General features: G+C 63.7%; 17 protein-coding genes. 8 read left to right on the forward strand and 9 right to left on the reverse strand.

What is annotated here, in order from left to right; translation table 11 throughout:
* Nucleotides 1-39 precede the first annotated feature (39 nt).
* Entirely contained in the window at nt 40-831 is a 792-nt protein-coding gene (locus FA94_RS25710; protein ID WP_035556495.1) for a hypothetical protein, read from the reverse strand.
* A 239-nt stretch (nt 832-1,070) separates the two neighbouring features.
* On the opposite strand from FA94_RS25710, the gene FA94_RS25715 reads away from it, so the two are divergent.
* Entirely contained in the window at nt 1,071-2,978 is a 1,908-nt protein-coding gene (locus tag FA94_RS25715) for an ATP-binding response regulator (protein ID WP_035556496.1), read from the forward strand.
* A 99-nt stretch (nt 2,979-3,077) separates the two neighbouring features.
* On the opposite strand, the gene FA94_RS25720 is transcribed toward FA94_RS25715, so the two are convergent.
* The 4 genes from FA94_RS25720 to FA94_RS25735 form a co-directional block, all read right to left on the reverse strand.
* A complete protein-coding gene (locus FA94_RS25720; protein ID WP_035556498.1) occupies nt 3,078-3,857 on the reverse strand; it encodes a response regulator transcription factor in 780 nt (259 codons plus the stop codon).
* Nucleotides 3,858-4,186: 329 nt separating this feature from the next.
* Nucleotides 4,187-4,408: a hypothetical protein gene (locus FA94_RS25725; protein ID WP_035556499.1), complete on the reverse strand. Its 222-nt coding sequence runs from the start codon at nt 4,406-4,408 to the stop codon at nt 4,187-4,189.
* Complete coding sequence (cydB, locus tag FA94_RS25730) at nt 4,383-5,387, reverse strand: cytochrome d ubiquinol oxidase subunit II (protein ID WP_035556501.1); 1,005 nt, start codon at nt 5,385-5,387, stop codon at nt 4,383-4,385. The genes FA94_RS25725 and cydB overlap by 26 nt, the downstream gene beginning before the upstream one ends.
* Nucleotides 5,388-5,433: 46 nt before the next feature.
* Complete coding sequence (locus FA94_RS25735) at nt 5,434-6,846, reverse strand: cytochrome ubiquinol oxidase subunit I (RefSeq protein ID WP_035556502.1); 1,413 nt, start codon at nt 6,844-6,846, stop codon at nt 5,434-5,436.
* A 410-nt stretch (nt 6,847-7,256) separates the two neighbouring features.
* On the opposite strand from FA94_RS25735, the gene FA94_RS25740 reads away from it, so the two are divergent.
* From FA94_RS25740 to FA94_RS25760, 5 genes are all read left to right on the forward strand, one after another.
* Complete coding sequence (locus FA94_RS25740) at nt 7,257-8,402, forward strand: CaiB/BaiF CoA transferase family protein (RefSeq protein ID WP_035556503.1); 1,146 nt, start codon at nt 7,257-7,259, stop codon at nt 8,400-8,402.
* Between the two features lie 207 nt (nt 8,403-8,609).
* Nucleotides 8,610-9,911, forward strand: a complete 1,302-nt coding sequence (locus FA94_RS25745) for a CitMHS family transporter (RefSeq protein WP_035556505.1) — start codon at nt 8,610-8,612, stop codon at nt 9,909-9,911.
* A gap of 51 nt (nt 9,912-9,962) precedes the next feature.
* Nucleotides 9,963-11,129 (forward strand): acyl-CoA dehydrogenase family protein, encoded by a 1,167-nt coding sequence (locus FA94_RS25750; RefSeq protein ID WP_035556508.1) that lies wholly within the window; start codon nt 9,963-9,965, stop codon nt 11,127-11,129.
* 17 nt (nt 11,130-11,146) lie between these two features.
* Nucleotides 11,147-11,905: an IclR family transcriptional regulator gene (locus FA94_RS25755; RefSeq protein ID WP_035556510.1), complete on the forward strand. Its 759-nt coding sequence runs from the start codon at nt 11,147-11,149 to the stop codon at nt 11,903-11,905.
* A 374-nt stretch (nt 11,906-12,279) separates the two neighbouring features.
* A complete protein-coding gene (locus tag FA94_RS25760) occupies nt 12,280-13,101 on the forward strand; it encodes an alpha/beta fold hydrolase (protein ID WP_035556512.1) in 822 nt (273 codons plus the stop codon).
* 125 nt (nt 13,102-13,226) lie between these two features.
* On the opposite strand, the gene FA94_RS25765 is transcribed toward FA94_RS25760, so the two are convergent.
* Nucleotides 13,227-13,766 (reverse strand): DUF2867 domain-containing protein, encoded by a 540-nt coding sequence (locus FA94_RS25765; RefSeq protein ID WP_035563028.1) that lies wholly within the window; start codon nt 13,764-13,766, stop codon nt 13,227-13,229.
* 421 nt (nt 13,767-14,187) lie between these two features.
* Here FA94_RS25765 and FA94_RS25770 point away from each other — a divergent pair, with 421 nt between their 5' ends.
* Nucleotides 14,188-15,036 (forward strand): NAD-dependent epimerase/dehydratase family protein, encoded by an 849-nt coding sequence (locus FA94_RS25770; protein WP_035556515.1) that lies wholly within the window; start codon nt 14,188-14,190, stop codon nt 15,034-15,036.
* A 28-nt stretch (nt 15,037-15,064) separates the two neighbouring features.
* Nucleotides 15,065-16,363 (forward strand): MFS transporter, encoded by a 1,299-nt coding sequence (locus FA94_RS25775; RefSeq protein ID WP_035556516.1) that lies wholly within the window; start codon nt 15,065-15,067, stop codon nt 16,361-16,363.
* Between the two features lie 193 nt (nt 16,364-16,556).
* On the opposite strand, the gene FA94_RS25780 is transcribed toward FA94_RS25775, so the two are convergent.
* The 3 genes from FA94_RS25780 to garL all read right to left on the reverse strand — a co-directional run bounded on the left by FA94_RS25780 (nt 16,557) and on the right by garL (nt 20,683).
* Nucleotides 16,557-18,752: a glycoside hydrolase family 28 protein gene (locus FA94_RS25780; protein WP_051980740.1), complete on the reverse strand. Its 2,196-nt coding sequence runs from the start codon at nt 18,750-18,752 to the stop codon at nt 16,557-16,559.
* A 204-nt stretch (nt 18,753-18,956) separates the two neighbouring features.
* Entirely contained in the window at nt 18,957-19,871 is a 915-nt protein-coding gene (locus FA94_RS25785) for a 2-hydroxy-3-oxopropionate reductase (RefSeq protein WP_081936106.1), read from the reverse strand.
* An 11-nt stretch (nt 19,872-19,882) separates the two neighbouring features.
* Nucleotides 19,883-20,683, reverse strand: a complete 801-nt coding sequence (gene garL, locus FA94_RS25790) for a 2-dehydro-3-deoxyglucarate aldolase (protein ID WP_035556520.1) — start codon at nt 20,681-20,683, stop codon at nt 19,883-19,885.
* Nucleotides 20,684-20,774: the final 91 nt, after the last annotated feature.

Genomic DNA, 20,774 nt, shown 5'->3' on the forward strand with positions numbered 1-20,774 from the left:
CAGGAACGGAATGCGGGGAAGGGCGGGCAGCGTGCGCAATTACGCGGCTGCTTCATTCATTTCGCTGTCGCTCGATTCGGCTGCCAGCAGGTTCAGTGCAAGCAGAATCGCCGAGCGGTTCTCGATCTCGATCTCGATGCCGAGTTGGTCCGTCAACCAGCGGCCGATCTTGGTATTGGAAAATTCGTCGGCGCCGGCCGTCTTTTTCATGGTGACGCCGAGTTTGACGGCGCGATAGTGATAAGAGGGCACCCGATGCTGAGCCGCAACCGCCGACAGACCGCCTTTCCCTTCCGAACACCAGCCGAGACTGCCGGCCAGTACGATCCGCTCGGGCTCGTCGAGCCCCTCGATGAACGCGCGCGCGGCGCTGCGCACGCGTTGCTCGTCGAGGCCGTATTGCAGCAGCACGCTAGCCACCGGATCTTCCAGCGCCTGTGCGTGCAGATCGATTTCGTGCGCCATGCCTTCGTTTTCCATCGACACGTTGCGCTGATGGCCGGCGCTGCGCAGGCAATCGATCAGATAACGGCGGAAATACGCGCACAATGCGTAACCGTTGGACGGCGCGCTCTCGGCGCACGCGTTGGTTTCCGTGTGACCTGGCGCGAGCCGCAGCACCTTGGCGTAAATGAACTGGGCGACCAGTTCTTCCTTATCGTCGCCGAGCGCCTGCAACTCCAGCGGATGATAGGTCCGCAAAGCCCGCTTGACCAGTTCGACCATCGACACCATTTCGTCGGCGGACAACTGGGTGCGCCGGCGCCACAGATCGGGCAGGACCGCGTCGTCGAGTGTGCGGACGAACGCGTGGCTCGGAACTACGCCCATAACAACCTCCGTAGGGGGTAAGGCAAGGAGCGCGGTGAGCCCTGACAACAGGCGGAGAAGCGAAAACCGGGAAGGTGAAGCCGCGCTGGAATGTGAAGCCAGTATGGTTTCCGGCGACGGCTTCGCCTATATGGATTAAGTGGTAGCTGATGGGTAAACTGCCGGGTAAACCATCCGGCATAAAAACGCGATTCGGCATGACACGCTTGTCATTCATCTGAAGAAACGGAGACCGCACGATGCGGGCCGACCCTATCCAGCGTGCGATCGACGAAGACCTTGTGCGCGTGCTTTACGCGCAGGATCCGATCGCCTTTTTTTCGCACTGGTTTTCGATCGCGGTGCTGGTGGCGATCTACTGGCCGGCGATTCCGTCGCCGCCGCTGTTCGTCGCGTGTTTCGGGTTCTATGCGGCGGCCAATTGCGGCAGCCTCGCGTTATGGATCTGCAATCGCCGCTATCCGCATCTTGCGTCGCCGCGTGGCTGGATCGTGCTGCATGCGGTGCGCGGCATGTTGCTGTACAGCGCGCCGGGTTTCGCGATCTGGTTCGCGTTTCATAGCCCGCAGATGGATTTGCCGCTGCTGCATACGGTAATGCTCGTGACGCTGGCGGCCGGCGTGTTCATGTCGAACGGCTTCGACCTGCTGAACTTTTCCACCGCGATTCCGTTCCTGCTGTTTCCGTCGATCGTGCTGCATTTCGGCACGCATACGTTCGACCGCACGATTCTCGCGATCGTCCTCGCGTTTTTCTTTTGCGCGATCAACGTCTACGCGATGAGTTACCGCAAGCTGTTTCGCCAGGTCGTGCAGGCACGGGTCGATCAGCAATATCTGGCGGAGTCGCTGGCGGCGCAGAAGCATGTTGCCGAAGAAGCGAGTCTCGCGAAAACGCGCTTTTTCGCGGCTGCCAGCCACGATTTGCGGCAGCCTCTGCATGCGATCGGTTTGCTCGCGGCGTCGCTCAACGACACGGCGGCAACCCCCGCGCAGCACGCGAAGACCGCCGAACATATCGTCTACAACGTCGAGGCGTTGAATCAGCTGTTCAACCAGGTGCTCGATCTCGCGCGGCTCGAAAGCGGCGTGACACAGGTGATCCGGCTACATTTCCGGCTGGCCGAACTGTTCGAGCGGGTCGGCAGCCAGTATCGTCCGCAGGCGGCGGCCAAAGGTCTCGCGCTGCGGATCGCGCCGACCACGATGATCGTGCACGACGATCCGGTGTTGCTGGAGCGCGTGCTGAGCAATCTGCTGTCCAACGCGGTGCGTTATACCGAGGACGGCGCGATCTGGTTGGGCTTTCGGCGCGCGGGACGCGAGTCGGGCGGCTTTGTCGAGGTGCGCGATTCGGGCATCGGCATTCCGGCGGAGGAGCACGAGCAGGTCTTCGAAGAGTTCTATCAGGTCGCCAATCCGCAGCGCGACGCGCGCCAGGGGCATGGGCTCGGCCTGCCGACGGTGAAGCGGCTGGTCGAAATGCTCGGCGGCGAACTGCGTTTGCGTTCGGCGCCGGGGCGCGGGTCCGTGTTTCGTTTTTCGGTGCAGGCGGGCGAGGCGGGCGGGATTGTCGCGAGCCTGAACGAAACGGTGGCGGGCGGTCCTTCGGCGCAGGGGCGGCGCGTGCTGTGCATCGACGACGATCCGTCGATCCTCGAAGGCCTCGCCAGTCTGCTCGCGCGCTGGGGTTGCGACGTGCGCGGCACTCGCGACGAGGTCGACGCGCTCGCGGTGCTCGAAACGGGTTTCGTGCCGGATGCGGTGCTGTGCGATTACCAGTTGGCGAATCACCGCACCGGCGCGCAGGCGCTGACTGCCGTGCGGCATGTGCTGGCGCGCGCGGGGCACGACAACATCGTGACTTTGCTGATCACGGGGGATATGGCGTCGGCGGAACTGGCGGCGTTGGCGCTGCAGGGGATTCCGGTGTTGCATAAGCCGGTGACCCCCGCGCGCTTGCGGCGCACGCTGGAAATGCTGTGGCAGCAGGCGGAACTGGATAAGGGGCGGGCGACGGCCGCGCGGGCGTTGCGCGCGGACGGCATGGACGAGGTGGATGGACTGGCCGTTAAAGCAGAGAGCTGGAGCGCCAACGGCGCGATACGGGAGGCGGCGAACGGTCCGCCGGACGAAGCGAGGATCTGAAGGCCTGCAGCTCGCTGCGACACGCTGCAAGTCAAACACTACATAGCAAACGGGCGGCGCAAGCGCCGCCCGTCGTCAGTTCGTCACCGTCAGGCTCTGCTACAACGTTTTCCCCGCTTCCAGCCAGCCGTTGATCACCGCGATCGCCGTCGACCGGTTATGCACGCCGAGCGCCCGGAAGATCACCGACAGATGCACCTTCACCGTGCCTTCGGCGACGCCCAGATCGCGCGCGATCATCTTGTTGGTCCAGCCGCGATGCACGAGCCGCATGATGTCCTGCTGACGCGGCGACAGGTTCTCCAGCAAATGCTGCTGATGCGGTTGCAGCGACGGGATCTGCGTGATCGGTTCCGTGACGCCGGAGACGCCGGACGTTGGCGCGGCAGCCTGAGCGACTGACGACGCAGCGGCGCCTTGCAGCGCCATCTCGGCCGACGCATCGGCATGCACCGGGCTCGCCTTGGTCTCGCGCGAACCGAGCAGGCTCAGCGCTTCCATCGGCACATACGCGCCGCCCGACAGCACCAGTTCGATTGCCTTGAGCATCACGCTGGCAGGCTGCCGCTTCGGCACGAAACCGAGCGCGCCGGCGGCCAGCACCGCGCGCATTTCGTCGGGCGATTCTTCGGCGGACAGCACGACCACCGGCAACGCGGGGTTCGCCTTCAACAGCACCTCGAGCGACGACGCGCCGCTCATGCCGGGCATATGCAGATCGACGATCGCGAGATCGTGATCGGCGTCGGGACGCGCGGCGGTGGCGAGGGTTTCCCAGCTATCGGCTTCGTCGAACTGGGCGTCGGGGTCGAGCCCCCGCAGCATGCCTTTGACGCCTTGCCTGATCAGTTCATGGTCGTCGGCCACAAGAAACTTCATGATGTCTCCGCGAGTCGGGCCTGCGCGTGATGGACTACCGCCGTGGTCGGGTTTCGTTTTACTTCTATTGTCGTGAATCGCATCATTGCCGGCTATCCCGCGATCATAAGCCCGCCGGCGGCGCGCGGCGTGTTCCGCCGTGCCGCGCCGCCAACTTTCTATTTGTAGGATCGCCGGGTGCGCCCATGCACCGCGTTTTGTATGAGGCTGGTCTCCCGCGCATCGGTTCCGGCTTGCTAGGTAGACGAGCAGGTCACGCCATTTTTTAAGCAAAGCAGGCAGGATGCCGAAGGTTATGCGCATCGGCTTAACCTGCGCGAATAGGGCTTCTATTTGACGGCGAACAGCGTCGCATTCATCAGAAGCTTGAACGCGAAACCGAGCGACATCGCCGAGCCCACGCCGAAGCACCACAGCGCGACGAACCACAGCCAGCCGGGCAGTGTGCGCGCCGCCGGCCGCCGGCTTGCGGCAATGCCGCTGTCGTCGTTGCCGGCATTGCCAATGCTGCCGGCCTGTAGCCGCTTAGTGATAGTGATGTTGGTCGCCATGACTCACCTTGCCGCGAAATACCCAGTAACCCAGCGTCGTATAGCCGAGGATGATCGGCAGAATCACCGCCGCGCCGACCAGCGTGAACATCTGGCTCGAACGCGGGGCGGCCGCTTCCCACAACGTCATGCTCGACGGAATCGCATACGGCCACAGGCTCACCAGCAGCCCCACGTAGCCGAGCAGCACCAGCAGCAGCGCCAGCGCGAACGGCGTGTTGTGATGCCGGTCGCGCACCGCGCGATACATGAAGAACGCGCACACCGCCACGAGGAACGGCACCGGCAGCAGACGGTAGAACAGGTTGTCGTGGAACCAGCGCTGCGCGATGGTCGGGTCCTGCAGCGGCGTCCACAGACTGACCATCGCGATGAAGCCGAGCAGCACCAGCGTCAGCGGCCACACCACGCGATGCAGACGGCGTTGCAGATCGCCTTCGGTCTTCGCCACCAGCCAGCAGCAGCCGAGCAGCGCATAGGTCACCACCAGTCCGAGACCCGTCAGCAGGCTGAATGGCGTGAGCCAGCCGAAGGCGTCGCCGGCATAGGCGCCGTCGATCACCGGAATGCCTTGCAGGAACGCGCCCAGCGCGATGCCCTGGAAGAACGTCGCGCCCGCCGAACCGCCGATGAACGCGAGATCCCACAGGTGCTTGGTGCGATTCGCCTTGGCGCGGATCTCGAACGACACGCCGCGGAAGATCAGACACACCAGCATGAAGATCAGCGGCAGATAGAGCGCGGACAGCACGGTCGAATACACCGCCGGAAACACCGCGAACAAACCGGCGCCGCCGAGCACCAGCCAGGTTTCATTGCCGTCCCACACCGGCGCGACGGTGTTCATCATCAGGTCGCGCTCTTTCTCGTCGGGAAAGAACGGGAAGATGATGCCGATCCCCAGATCGAAGCCGTCCAGCACCACATACATGAACAGGCCCAGCGCGATGATCGCGGCCCACACTACGGTTACGTCCATTGTCTTTCTCGCTTTTGGTGTCGCAAATGATGCGTGAAGGTCGGGCTCAGGCGGCGTCGATCATCTGATCGACGGCGGAGAGCGGGCGGCGCGCGGTCTGATTCGGCGTGGGATACGGCACGCCGTTCGGTGTCTGGCCAGGCAGCGCCGGACCCGAGCGCATCAGCTTGAGCATGTAGTAGACGCCGGTGCCGAACACGAGGAAGTACACGACCACGAAGGTCATCAGCGAAATGCCGACCTGCTGGGTGGTCAACGGCGAGACGGCCTGCGACGTGCGCATCACGCCGTACACGACCCACGGCTGACGTCCGGCTTCGGTGGTGACCCAGCCGGCCAGCAGCGAAATAAAGCCGGTCGGGCCCATGGCGAGCACGCAACGCTGGAACCACTTCGATTCGAACAGGCGTTCACGGCGGCGCAGCACCCACGCGACGATCGACATCAGAATCATCAGCGTGCCGAGGCCGGCCATGATCCGGAAACTCCAGAACACCACTGTCGAGTTCGGCCGGTCTTGCGGCGGGAATTCCTTGAGGCCGCGAATTTCGCCGTCCCAGCTATGCGTGAGGATCAGGCTGCCCAGATGCGGAATCGACACCGCGTAGCGCGTGGTTTCGGCCTGCATGTCGGGAATGCCGAACAGGTTCAGCGCGGTGCCGCCTTTCTCGGTTTCCCACAGACCTTCGATCGCCGCGATCTTGGCCGGCTGATACTTGCGCGTATTCAGGCCGTGCTGATCGCCGACCACCGCCTGAATCGGCGTGAGGATCAGCAGCAGCCACAGTGCCATCGAGAACATCTTTTTGACGGCCGGATCGCGCCGGCCGCGCAGCAGGTGCCACGCACCCACGGCCGCCACCACCAGCCCGGCGACGATGAACGCGGCGAGCGCCATATGCGCAAGCCGGTACGGGAACGACGGATTGAAAATGATCTTGAACCAGTCGAGCGGCACGACGCGGCCGTTGACGACTTCGAAGCCTTGCGGCGTTTGCATCCAGCTATTGGACGCGAGAATCCAGAAGGTCGAGATCAGCGTGCCGACTGCCACCATCAGCGTGGCGCCGAAGTGGGCGCGCGGACTCACGCGCTGCCAGCCGAACAGCATGATGCCGAGGAAGCCCGCTTCGAGGAAGAACGCGGTCATGACCTCGTACATCAGCAGCGGCCCGGTGACGGGGCCGGCGAAACTGGAGAAGCCCGACCAGTTGGTGCCGAACTGATAGCTCATCACCACGCCGGAGACGACGCCCATACCGAAGGCGACTGCGAAGATCTTCGACCAGAACAGGCAAAGATCTTTGTAGTACGCCTTGCCGGTTTTGAGCCAGCGCCATTCGAGCACGGCAATGAAGCTGGCGAGGCCGATGCTGAGCGCCGGGAACACGATGTGAAACGAGACGGTAAACGCAAACTGGATGCGGGCGAGATCGAATGCCGATATTGCGGAGTTCATGAGCGTGAAGGGCGTGAGGCCCGCGGAGGCGGACTACGCGCGTCGACCGGTGTCGGTGCGCACTGCTGGGCAGATGGGCGAAGCGTAGGGGATCGGCAGATTTCGTGCTGCGATGCGACATGCGTCAAAAAACCACCTTGTTTTACGGCGATTTTCAATTTTGAGACAGCAAGTTATTGATAGGTATCAAGTTTTCCTGAATGTGCCGGGAGGCGCGTTTTGACGCGCCGTCGTGAAACTGCGGCAATCGACCGCGCTGCAGCAGGCGGTGAATGCGGCGGCGCGCTGAGGCAAGCGCCCCAGGTGTTTCCCCGCAGCCGGCTTGACTTCAATAATTCTTGAGCATAAAGTTTTATTCATGCACAGGAATTAATCGCCACTGCCTTCAGCGGTCATTCAGGAGACAAGCCTTGCTCAATCTCACGCCGGGTTCACTCGCGGGACTTCGCGTTATCGATCTGTCACGCGTGCTGGGCGGTCCGTACTGCACGCAGATCCTCGCTGACCACGGCGCCGAGGTGATCAAGGTCGAGCCGCCCGACGGCGACGAAACGCGCACCTGGGGGCCGCCGTTCGAAGGCGACACGGCGTCGTATTTCATCGGCGTGAATCGCAACAAGCTGGGCGTGGCGCTCGATCTGCGCCAGCCCGCCGAGCGCGACAAGCTGCTGCACTTACTCGAAACCGCCGACGTGCTGGTCGAGAACTTCAAGATCGGCACGCTGGAGCGCTGGGGGCTCGGCTACGAGACGTTGCGCGCGCGCTTTCCGCGGCTCGTGCATTGCCGGGTGTCCGGTTTTGGCGCCGATGGTCCGCTCGGCGCGTTGCCGGGCTACGACGCGGCGGTCCAGGCGCTGACCGGTCTGATGAGCGTGAACGGCGAGGCGGGCGGCGCGCCGTTGCGCGTCGGCGTGCCGATCGTCGATCTCGTCACCGGCCTGAATGCGGCGCTCGGCATCCTGATGGCGTTGCGTGAGCGCGAGACGAGCGGGCAGGGCCAGTTCGTCGAGTCGACGCTGTTCGACAGCGCGTTGTCGATCCTGCATCCGCATACGCCGAACTGGTTCTACTCGGGCCAGGAGCCGCAGCGCACCGGTAACGCGCATCCGAACATCACGCCGTACGACATGTTCCATACGGGTAGCGTCGATATCTTTCTGGCGGTGGGCAATAACGCGCAATTCGCGGGACTGTGCGCGGTGATCGATGCGCAGGCGCTGGTCGACGATCCGCGTTTTGCCAGCAACCGCGAGCGCAGTGCGCACCGGCGTGAATTGCGCGCGGAGCTGGAGCAGCGCTTCGCGTCGTGGCAAGGGGAATTGCTCGCCGATACGCTGATCCGGCGCGGCGTGCCGTGCGCGCCGGTGCTCGGACTCGGCGCGGCGCTGGAGCATCCGCACACCGCGCATCGGGCGATGCGGGTGGAGCTCGGCTCGTACCGTGGCATTGCGTCGCCGATCAAGCTGAGCCGCACGCCGGCCACTTATCGCAGCACGCCGCCCGGGTTGAACGAACACGCTGAGCAGGTGTTCGGCAAACCGCACGCCGACGATTGAGGTCGCCACTTCATTCGCGTTTCGCTTTACCCGCGCTTCACCCGCGCTTCATCTGAAGCCATTCCCGTCGAAACCATAAAGAGCGGCCGCGTGCCGCCAAGGAGACAGCATGTGCACGAATCGCGCAGGACGGCGCTCGCCGCCGGCTTTTAACGCTTCCTCGATTGCGCCGACTGCGAGCGCGTTCCGTGCGCGAGGAGCCGCGTCATGCTCGCGCTGATCGGCACCGTCGCGATCGTCGCGCTGTTCGGCCTGATCATCACGAAGCGCCTGTCGCCGCTCGTCGCGTTGATCGTCGTGCCGATCGTGGCGGCGCTCGCGGCAGGCTTCGGGCTCTCGACCGCCAAATACATCGTGCACGGCGTGCAGAACATCGGGCCGGTGGCCGGCATGTTCGTGTTCGCGATTCTGTTTTTCGGGATCCTGACCGATGCCGGCATGCTCGATCCGATCATCAACGGCGTGTTGCGGGTGGTCGGCTGTCACCCCACGCGGATCGTGATGGGCTCCGCGTTGCTTGCGCTGCTGATTCACCTCGACGGTTCCGGCGCGGTGACGTTTCTCGTCACGCTGCCCGCGATGCTGCCGCTCTACACGCGCCTCGGCATCGATAAACGGATTCTGGCCTGCGTCGCGTCGATGGCGGCGGGCGTGAATTTTCTGCCCTGGGTCGGGCCGATGCTGCGCGCGTCCGCCGCCTTGCATATTCCCGGCACGGCGATTTTTTATCCGATGCTGCCGGTGCAGATCGTCGGGCTGGTGTTCGTATTCGGCAGCGCGTACTGGCTCGGCAAACGCGAGGAAAAGCGCCTCGGGCTCGACCGCGCGAGCGCTGCAGCGGTGGCGGTAACGCCGCGTGAACTGAGCGCCGAAGAGCAGGTGTTGCGCCGGCCGGGCCGCTTCTGGATCAACCTCGCACTGACACTGTTCGTGCTGGTCACGCTGGTGTCGGGCATTGTCGATCCGATGGTGATGTTCATGCTCGGCACGGTAGCCGCACTGATCATCAATTATCCGGACGTCAAGCAACAGCGCGAGCGCATCGACGCCCACGCCAAAGCTGCGCTGATGATGGCCAGCGTGCTGCTCGCGGCGGGCGCGTTCACCGGCATCATGTCCGGCACCGGCATGCTCACCGCGATGGCGCAGGTGCTCGTGCAACAGGTGCCGGTCGAACACGCGCGCCATATGCCGTTCGTGCTCGGGCTCGTGTCGATGCCGCTCAGCCTGCTATTCGATCCCGACTCGTTCTATTTCGGCATCCTGCCGGTGCTCGCCGAGAGCGGCAAGCTGCTCGGCGTGCCGCCCGTGCAGATGGCGCAGGCCGCCTTGCTCGGACAGATGACCACCGGTTTCCCGGTCAGTCCGCTCACGCCGGCCACGTTTCTGATTGTCGGCCTGACCGGCGTCGAACTCGCCGAACATCAGAAATTCACCATTCCCTTTCTCTTCGCCGCCACGGTCATCATGGTGTTCACCGCGGTGCTGGTCGGCGTGTTTCCGCTCTGAGCCGGCTGCTCGAAGGGCGGCGGCTTAAAGGGTTTTACCAAGGACGTTGATATGAATTTCGATCTCACCGAAGACCAGCTCTCGATCCAGGCCGCGATCGAAAAGCTCTGCGAAAAATACGATGACGAGTACTGGCTCGCGCGCGATCGCGACGGCGGCTTTCCGCACGACTTTCATCGCACGCTGGCCGACGCGGGCTGGCTCGGCATTGCGATGTCGCCGGACTACGGCGGCTCGGGCCTCGGCATGACCGAAGCGGCGCTGATGATGCGCACCATCAGCGGCTCGGGCGCGGGGTTGTCGGGGGCGTCGGCGGTGCATATGAATATCTTCGGCTTGAACCCCGTGCAGGTATTCGGCAACGACGCGCAGAAGCGCCGCTTCCTGCCGCCGCTGATCGACGGCCGCGACAAGGCCTGCTTCGCGGTCACCGAACCGGACGCTGGTCTCGACACCACGCATCTGAAAACCCAGGCCGTGCGCGACGGCGACCACTACGTGCTGACCGGCCGCAAGATCTGGATCTCGACCGCGCAGGTGGCGAGCAAGATGCTGATCATCGCGCGCACTACGCCATTGGAGCAGTGCGCGAAACCGACCGACGGCCTCACGCTGTTCTATACGGATCTGGATCGCGAGCGCGTGGAAGTGCGCGAGATCGAGAAGATGGGCCGCAAGGCGGTCGATTCGAACATGCTGTTCATCGACAATCTGCGGGTGCCGGTTGAAGACCGTATCGGCGACGAAGGCGCGGGCTTTCGCTATCTGTTGCACGGCCTGAACCCGGAGCGGATTCTGATCGCCGCCGAAGCGATCGGCCTCGGTCAGGCGGCACTGAAGCGCGCCACGCAATATGCGAAGGAGCGCGTGGTGTTCGGACGGCCGATCGGCCAGAACCAGGGCATTCAGCATCCGCTCGCGCAGGCATGGATGCAACTCGAAGCGGCCAATCTGATGGTGTTCAAGGCGGCCGCGTTGTACGACGCCGGTCAGCCGTGCGGCGCAGAAGCCAACGCCGCCAAATACCTCGCCGCCGAAGCCGCGTTCCAGTCGTGTCAGACGGCGATCGCCACGCTCGGCGGGATGGGTTACGCGAAGGAATATCACGTCGAACGCTATCTGCGGGAGTGTATGATTCCGAGGCTCGCGCCCGTGAGTCCGCAGATGATTCTGTGTTTCATCGCGGAGAAAGTCCTGGGCCTGCCGAAGTCGTATTGAAGTCTCTCCCAATCGCCATGGATGTCAAACTCGTTGCCCGCACGCTGGACCTGTTCGAACTGTTTGCTGTCGAGCAACGGCCGCTGCCGCTCACCGAGCTGGCGCGTTTGCTGAACGTACCGATGTCGAGCTGCCTCGCGCTGGCTCGCACGCTGGTGAGCCGCGGCTATCTCTACGAAGTCAGAAAGCGCGGCGGCTACTATCCGACCCGGCGTTTGCAGATGCTTGCGAGCGCAATCAACGCGGTCGATCCGATTGTCGAGATGGTGCATCCGCGGCTGGTTCAATTGCGCGACGCAAGCGGTGAGACTACCGTGCTCGGCAAGATTCAAGGCACGGCGGTGGTGTATCTCGACGTGGTGGAATCCACCAAGGCGATTCGCTATACGCGTGCGCCCGGCGAGTTGCGGCCCTTGCATGCGAACTCGATCGGCAAGGCGATTTTCGGCGAACTGGATGCGGCGGCGCAGCAGGCGCTCGGCGCGCAATTGTCGTTCGACCACTTCACCGCCGCGACGGTCGCCGATCTGCCCGCGCTGATTGCGCAGGCCGCGGCGGCCAAAGCGCAAGGCTGGTGCGCCAATCTCGGCGAAAGCGCGCCGGAGTTGTCGGCGGTGGCCGTGGCAGTGACGATAGGCGGCGACCTGTACGGGTTGTCGGTGGTGGGTCCGACCGAGCGCATCCAGAAAGATCAGAACGCCCACGCCGCGGAATTGATGCGCGTGAAACAGGCGATCGAAGCGCAGGAGTCGGAGCCGCAGGAACCCCAGGCGTAGCCCGCTTCGTCTTCAACCGACAATCACACCACCCGAACCGACTTTCTGCCTGGCCGCGCGGTAGTCAATGCGGCCGTTTACCTCTACCATGCAGGCAGCCAAACGGCAGCGTTCCTCCGTTGAACGCGCGCTCCGCAATTCATGAGCGTGACGCCGTGGCGATTCCACCATCGATTCCCGTTATTCGCTTCGAATAGTCATGTCGAGGCGCCCTTGAGATTCATCGGCGCTTCGCGCATCCGTCATAGAACTGTAGGGCGCGGGGCATACGGTGCCGGTAAGGGCATCGCGTCGGCGCGCCGCACGAACGGTTTGAACGAGCACGCTTCATCCCCCTGCCGGCAACGGCAGACTTCACCAAAAGGAGTCAGCAGATGAGCACGATCAAGACGAAAGACGGTACGGACATTTTCTACAAGGATTGGGGCAAGGGCCGCCCGGTTGTGTTCTCGCACGGCTGGCCGTTGACGGCGGACGCGTGGGACGCGCAAATGCTGTTTCTCGGCAGCAAAGGGTTCCGCGTGATCGCGCACGACCGCCGCGGTCATGGCCGTTCGGCGCAACCGTGGGACGGCAACGACATGGACACCTACGCCGACGACCTCGCGGCGCTGATCGAGCATCTCGACCTGCAGGACGCGACGCTCGTCGGCCATTCGACCGGCGGTGGGGAAGTGGCGCATTACATCGGCCGGCATGGCACGCAGCGGGTGGCGAAGGCCGTGCTGATCGGCGCGGTGCCGCCGCTGATGCTGAAAACGGAAGGCAATCCTATCGGCCTGCCGATCGATGTGTTCGACGGTATCCGCAAAGGCGTGGTGGACGACCGCTCGCAGTTTTTCAAGGATCTGGCGGTGCCGTTCCACGGCTATAACCGTCCGAACGCGAAGGTCTCGCAAGGCGTGATCGATTCGTTCTGGCGTCAAGGCATGGCCGGTTCGATCAAAGGCCTGTACGACTGCATCAAGCAGTTCTCCGAAGTCGATTACACGGAAGACCTGAAGAAGATCGACGTGCCGACGCTGGTGCTGCATGGCGACGACGACCAGATCGTGCCGATCGACGCGGCGGGACGGCAGACGGCGAAGATCGTGAAGAACGCCACGCTGAAGGTGTATGCGGGCGGACAGCACGGTATGTGTGTCGTCGAGGCCGATAAGGTGAATGCCGATTTGCTGGAGTTTATCGGCTCGTAAGTGCGGAGAAGCGGGCGCGGGGTTGTGGGGCCGCGTCCGCGGAGTTTGCTGGTTTCAGCGGCCGATCAACGGCTCATGTCCCGGCACCCCTGCGTGCTGGTTCGCACGGACAGCCGCTCAGCCGCTCAGACCGTCGGCCAGCCAATACGCGCCGCGCGCCGCAGCGAAGAGCGCACCACCAGGCGGTGAAACGGCGCGATCGCGAGAATATAAAAACGCCCGAGGCCGTTGTGGCAATGCACGACGGTCGAGAGGATCAGATAGCGCGACTGAGCGCCGTCCGACTCGCGCGTTTGCTGCAGCACGGACACCCGGAAATCCAGATGGTTGTCGTTCTCGCCGAGAATGATCTCGCTCGCGCTGCGCGTGTAGATTCTGAAAAATTCGACGCGTTCGCACGAGCCCGGCGAGGTCTCGGTGCGCAACTGCCGCGTCGTCTTGAGCCCGAAGCGGCCAACGATCGCATCGCGCAAGCTCATCAACTTGCCCACCCAGCCCGCCTGATGCTCGAACAGAAAGCGCGCGAGCAGTTCGGGATCGTCGATGGCGTTGTCCGGCAGGCGGACCGCGTACGCGTCGGCGAGGTCCGGCGTGTGGTACAGACCGCTGACGGCGGATTCCACCGGCACGGCGACGGGGAGCACAGAGCTAAGGGCGTTGGGCATGGTGACGTGCTGCGCTGAAAAGTAGTCGGGCGCGAAGGGCGCGTTTGCTCCCGCGGCGGTGTATTGCGCGTTGCGCAACACAGGGCGGTCTTGCTTGAGCGCACTCAGTCTACTCGCGGTTGCGTGCCGCCGGCTTGAACCGAAACGACATGAGGCGGGCAGGTGGTGGATTTTTGCCGAAAAATCACCGCCTTAGTTATATGACGTCACATAAATTGATTGAACGTATCTCGTTGTTTATCAAATAGAAATTCTTGTTGTCTATAGCAGAATAAGGGTAAGTGCCTGGTTGAAATCTGGTCTCCGTTCGTCGATAGTACGTTATCGTACAACTAAGACGAAGATTCGTAGGCGAAACAGCCGCGCTTCTACCGCAGGTTGTCATCCAGCCAGATCGCGCGCGGCGCAGTAAAGGAACCTTATGAAGAAGATTGCCCTGAGTGGCGCCGGTGGTCAGCTAGGCGCCGTGGTGCGCGCGGCGTGGGTCGCACGCGGTACGCCGTTGCGTTCGGCCGCGGGCTCGAAGCCGCTTACGCCGCTGCTGGATGGCGAGGACGTGATGCACGGCGATCTGCGCGACCCGGCGATCGTCGATCGTCTGCTGGACGGTGTGGATGTGCTGATTCATTTCGCGGGGACCAGCGTGGAGCGTCCGCTGCCCGAAATCATCGACAACAATCTGCGCGCGCTGGTCGAAGTCTACGAAGGCGCGCGCCGCCAAGGCGTGCGGCGCATCGTGTTCGCCAGTTCGAATCACGCGATCGGCATGTACCCGGTCACCGAGCATCTCGAACTCGACTGCGCGCTGCGTCCGGACGGTTTCTACGGCCTGAGCAAGGTGTGGGGCGAAGCGCTGGCGCGCATGTACTGGGACAAGCACGGTATCGAAAGCATTTGCGTGCGGATCGGCAGTTGCCTCGAGCGGCCGACCGAGCCGCGCCATCTGAGCACCTGGTTCGGTCATCGCGATCTGCTGCATTTTCTCGACCGTTGCGTCGACGCGGAAGAGGTCGGCTTCCTGACGATCTGGGGCGTGTCCGCCAACACGCGTAGCTGGTGGGACAACAGCGGCGCCGAGCGTCTGGGCTATCAGCCGACGCAGGACGCCGAAGCCTTCGCCGAACAGATTCTCGCGCGTCCGAATCCGCTCGATGCGTTGGGTCAGCGCTTCCAGGGCGGTAGCTTCGTCGGTATCGACTATTCGCGCAAGGACGAGGGCGCCGGTTCCGATCGTTCCGGTTCGGCCGCGTCAGCAGCCCGGCCCGTTTGAGCGGTCAGAGAGTCGAGGAGACGTAGTCATGAAAATCAAGGGCATCCGCTGGTGGATGGTCAGTCTGGTCGCGGCCGGACTCATCATCAATTACCTCGCGCGCAATACGTTGTCGGTAGCGGCGCCGACGTTGATGAAGGATCTCAACATCACCACCGCGCAGTACGCGAACGTGGTGGTCGCGTGGCAGCTCTGTTACGCGTTCATGCAGCCGGTCGCGGGCTTCGTGCTCGATACCGTCGGCACCAAACTTGGTTTCGCGGTGTTCGCGCTGGCGTGGTCGCTGGCATGCGCCGCGGCGGCGTGGTCGACCGGTTGGCGCAGCCTGGCGTTCTTTCGCGGCGTGCTCGGTCTGGCCGAGGCGGCCGGCATTCCGGCTGGCGTGAAGGCAACCAGCGAATGGTTTCCCGCCAAAGAACGCTCAGTCGCGATCGGCTGGTTCAACATCGGTTCGTCGATCGGTGCGCTGCTGGCGCCGCCGCTGGTGGTGTGGGCGTTGTTGCACGGCGAGTGGCAACTGGCGTTCGTGATCGTCGGCGTGGCGGGGATCGTCTGGAGCGTACTGTGGATGGTGCTCTACAAGCATCCGCGCCAGCAGAAGCTGCTGGGCGATGCGGAACGCGACTACATTCTGAGCGGCCAGGAAGCGAAGCATAGCGACGATGTCGGCGCCGTGAAGCGCAGCCGCTTCGCGATGCTCGGCAGCCGCGATTTCTGGGCGATCGGCATTCCGCGCATTCTGTCCGAGCCGGCATGGCAGACCTTCAACGCATGGATTCCGCTGTACATGATGACCGAGCGTCACATGAACCTGAAGGAAGTCGCGCTGTATGCGTGGATGCCGTTCCTCGCCGCGGATATCGGTTGCGTGCTCGGCGGCTATCTGAGCCCGCTGTTTCACAAGTACGCGAAGGTCTCGCTGTTCACGTCGCGCAAGCTGGTGTTCGTGGTCGGCGCGCTGTGCATGATCGGACCGGCGTGCGTGGGTCTGGTCGCGAGTCCTTACGCGGCGGTGGCGTTGCTGTGCGTTGGTGGCTTCGCGCATCAGACCTTGTCGGGTGCGCTGTACGCGATCACGTCGGATATGTTTGGCAAGAACGAAGTCGCTACTGCAACCGGCATGGGCGGCATGGCGGGCTATCTCGGCGCCGCAGCGTTTACCGCGCTGTTCGGTGTGCTGGTGACCCGGATCGGTTACAGCCCGTTGTTCGTCGTGCTGGCGGTGTTCGATATCGTGGCCGCCGGTGTGGTTTGCCTGCTGGCGAAGAGCCCCGAAAAAGCGCCGCCCGAGCCGCATTGGGCGGCCGCGGGAGCGGTGGCGAAGTGATTTACGTGCGGAAGTAAAAAATGGGACGCCAGAAGGCGTCCCATTTTTTTTGCCGTAGCGGCGAGTTGAACCGGTTGAGCGGGAGGCGGGAGGCGGGGTGCGGGGTGCGGGGTGCGGTGAAGCCAACACGTTGCGCCCGCATCGAAACAACATGCGGTCCGCGGCAGCCTGCACGCCGCGGACCGCGTAATCGTCAGCCTGTCAGCGCGCCGTTATACGTCACACCGGCGATCACCACGTTGCTCAACGTGATGGATTTCACGTTGTCCACGAAGAGCGGTCCCGGCACGGTGGCCGATACCGGTCCTGTGCAGATCGGCGTGCCGAGGTTGCAGTTCGAGATGGTCACGCCGGTGATTGGCGGTACGGTGGGGATGGGCAACGGACCGTTGTAGTCCGCGGCCACCGGACCCTGTGCGACGATCGCCTGAAAGCACGAACCCGACGTCGCCGTGAAGCCCGACGTCAACGCGTAGCTCACCGCACCCGACGTATTGGTCGCGTTCACGTTCGAGATGTTGACGTTGTTGATCGTCGCCGGGTTCCAGCGCACCGCGTCGCCTGAGGGGCTGTAATCGCAGTCGAACGTGATCAGGCCGCCTTGGCCCGTCGACGGGTTGGCCGCGAGACCGACCGTGCCGGTGCCGGCGACCGAACCCGGATACGCCGCGCCGAGCGCGCCGCCGCCGTATTTGCCGGTCAGATTCACGCCGTTGGGCAGCGTGACGCCGTTGATCCACACGTTGTTGATAAACCCGCCACGGTTCATGTTGGTCTTGAAGCGAAGCGCGATGTTCAGCGGATTGCTCGCCCAGTTCGCGTTCTGCATGGTCAGATTGCGGGCGTAGACGTTCTGCACGCCCGCGCTCATTTCGCTGCCGATCGTGAGACCGCCATGGCCGCTTTGCATCGTGCAGTTCTGGACCACGATGTTCTGCATCGGCCCGTACTGCGTGTCGAGACACTTGCCGGACTTGATCGCGATGCAGTCGTCGCCGGTATTGAACTGGACGTTCTGCACCAGCACGTAGTTGCAGGCGTCCGGATCGAAACCGTCGTTGTTCGGGCCGATACTGTCCGCGAACACGCCGTCGATCAGCACGTTCGTGCAATCGGTCGGATGATGCTGCCAGAACGGCGTGTTCTGCGTGTGATAGTTCTGCAGCAACACGTTCGTGCAACCGATGAACTCGACCATGCACGGCCGCAGAAAATGGCCGAGACCGAAGACGCGATTCAGCACCGGCACACCGAGTTCCGACAGCGCCGGCAAATAGTTCTGATCCTGATTCCAGCCGGACGCGGTGAGCAGCGTCATCAGCGTCGTCGTGGTGCCGTCCTGATTCGTGAACGAGACGTTGGCCTGCGGATTCGTGATCTGCGCGGCGGGTAAACTCGTCAGCGCGGTGTTGCCCGGATAGGTGGCGCCGTTGGCCGAGTAGGCGGTGGTGCCCGTATTCGCGTCGGCTTGCGAAACCGGTGCGCCGCCCGAAGCCGGTTTCACGTAACCGTACTCGCCGCTGGTGCCTTTGAAGGTCCACCAGCACGATGTGGGCGCCTTGGTGCTCAACTGCATCGGCGTCATCGACTGACCGTTGAGGACGCAGGTGTTGTCGTCGGCGGTCAGTGCGATGTTGGTCTGCTGGTACGCATAGATCGGCGCACCGAAGTTCAGGCAGTCGTTGGCCTGCCAGCGCGACCAGTACAGATTGCCGTTCGCCGTCGTGTACGGACCGCTCTTCGCATAGTCGACCGGGTTGGGGCTGAAATAGATCGTGCAACCCGAGCTCAGATGGAAATTCACGTTGCTCAGCAGCACGATCGGGCCGCCGCAATACCAGTTGCCGGCCGGCACCACGACGCGGCCGCCGCCGGCCGCATGCGCCGCCTGAATCGCGGCATTGAACGCGGCGTACGAATCGTAGACCGTGTCCGTCATGTCGTACGGCACCATGATCGTCGAGCCCGGGCTTTGCGGCGAAGCCGCGGCCTGCGTACCGGTCACCCAGGGAATCGTGCCGCCTGGCCATGCGCTGGCCTGAATCAACGCGGACGCCTGCAGCGTGCGCGCGCCATAGCTCGTCACCTGGAAATCGACCGCCGGGAACATCGACGTCGTGATGCTGGCGAGCTTGTTGATGATCACGGTTGCCTGGCCGGTCGGCCCCCAGATCGGGTCCGCCGCCGCGACCGGTGCGCTCGACGCCGGTGTCGTGGAACCCAGCGAACCGCTGCCGCCGCCGCATCCGGGCAGGGTCGCGAACAGGCCCGCGCCCGCGGAAGTTCCTGCGAACACGAGAAATGAGCGTCGCTTGGGGGAATTCAGTGTGTCCTGTTCGCGGATTTTCGATGTCGCCGGGTCGCCGCTGTTTTTATCGTGGATGGCCACGGATGTCTCCTTGCCCTGTGCGGGCATCTGCTAGTCATGTTTGAGGGGATGAGGATCGTTGCTTCGGCGGAAGCGCTTTCTTGTTATCAGTGATCCTGACTAGTTGTTGTAAGAACGCTTTAGCGAAAAAAGCCGCGCGCACCGATCCATCCTGTCTATTGGCATAGAACAGGAGGAGCGGTGCTACGGGTCAGGACTTGCGGCTTAAGCGACCGGCTGGCCGATTTCGTGATTGGCCAGAATTTCGAGCGCGCGGACCATCGCGGAGTGGTCCCACGCCTTGCCGCCGTGCGCCACGCAGGCGTTGAACAACGCCTGGCAGGTGGCGGTATTGGGCAGCGACACACCGAGCGCCTGCGCGGTCGAAAGCGCGAGGTTCAGATCCTTCTGGTGCAGTTCGATCCGGAAGCCCGGGTCGAAGCTGCGTTTGGTCATGCGTTCGCCGTGCACTTCGAGAATGCGCGACGACGCGAAGCCGCCCATCAGCGCTTCGCGCACGCGCGCCGGATCGACGCCGGCTTTCGAGGCGAGCAGCAGCGCTTCGCCGACGGCTTCGATCGTTGCCGCGACGATCACCTGATTCGCCACCTTGCACACCTGGCCGGCGCCGACCGCGCCGATCAGCGTGACGTTCTTGCCCATCATGTCGAACAGCGGCTTGACGCTGTCGAAGCTCGCGCTTTCGCCGCCCACCATGATGGTCAGCGAGCCGGCCTTGGCGCCGACTTCGCCGCCCGACACCGGCGCGTCCAGATAGTCCGCGCCGCGCTCGCGCACGCAGGCCGCGAACTCGCGGGTGGCCATCGGCGAAATCGAGCTCATGTCGACCACGGTTTGTCCCGCGCGCAACGCGTCGGCGAGACCCTGTTCGCCGAACAGTACGCGTTCGACGTCCGGCGTATCCGGCACCATGATGAAAATCACGTCGGCCTGCGCGGCGACCGCGGCCGGGCTGTCACACGCGACGGCGCCGGCCTGGGCGAGATCGTCGGGCACGCCGCTGCGCGTGAAGGCGGCGAGTGGGACGCCGTTCTTGAGAAGGTTGGCGGCCATGGGCTTGCCCATGATGCCGAGTCCGATAAAGCCTGCTTTTTGCATGGAGTGCTCCCAAGAGGTCATGGCGGCCGTGGTTATGCCTGGCCTGCCTGTTTCTGCATGAAGTGGTGTTGAACCGTCTGCGCGGCGTTTTTCAGCAGCCCGATGTCCGCGCAGACCGCGATCACGCGGCAGCCCATCGCGAGATACCGTTCGGCGTCGGCCTGAGCCGGCGCGAGGATGCCGCTGGCTTTGCCCACGGCCTGCGCGCGTTCGAACACGTGCGCGATCGCCTGTTGCACGTCCGGATGGTTCGGGTTGCCGAGGTGGCCGTACGCGGCCGCGAGGTCGGACGGGCCGACGAACACGGCGTCGACGCCGTCGACCGCGAGAATCGCGTCGATCGCGTCGACGGCTTTGCGGCTTTCGATCTGCACGACGACGCAGACGTTGTCGTTGGCGATCTGGAAGTAGTCGGCCACGGTCGCGTAGCGATTGCCTCGCTGGCTCACCGACACGCCGCGAATGCCTTGCGGCGGATAACGCGTCGCGGCCACGGCGCGGGCCGCGTCGTCGGCGCTGTCGACGAACGGCACCAGGAAGTTCGAGAAGCCGCTGTCGAGCAGCCGTTTGATAAACACGCTGTCGTTAGCCGGCGGCCGCACGACCGGCGCGCTCGCGCTGTCCTTGAGCGCCATCAACTGGGGGATCAGCGTGAGGACGTCGTTGGGCGCGTGTTCGGCGTCCAGCAGCATCCAGTCGAAACCGATAATGCCGAGCAATTCCGTGACGACCGGACTCGCCAGCGACGCCCAGCAGCCGATCAGGGTGTCGCCTGCGCGAACGGCGCGGCGGAAACTGTTAGGTAAGGCCTGGTAGGGCGCGACGGCGGGCATGGGATATCTCCTGAAACGGCGATGAATCGGGCAAGCTCCGGCCAACGACCCGTCCAGTGAGCAGAACTCAGGCGATGCCGCTTGAGTTATA

It is taken from the genome of Burkholderia sp. 9120 (assembly GCF_000745015.1).
Taxonomy (GTDB): domain Bacteria; phylum Pseudomonadota; class Gammaproteobacteria; order Burkholderiales; family Burkholderiaceae; genus Paraburkholderia.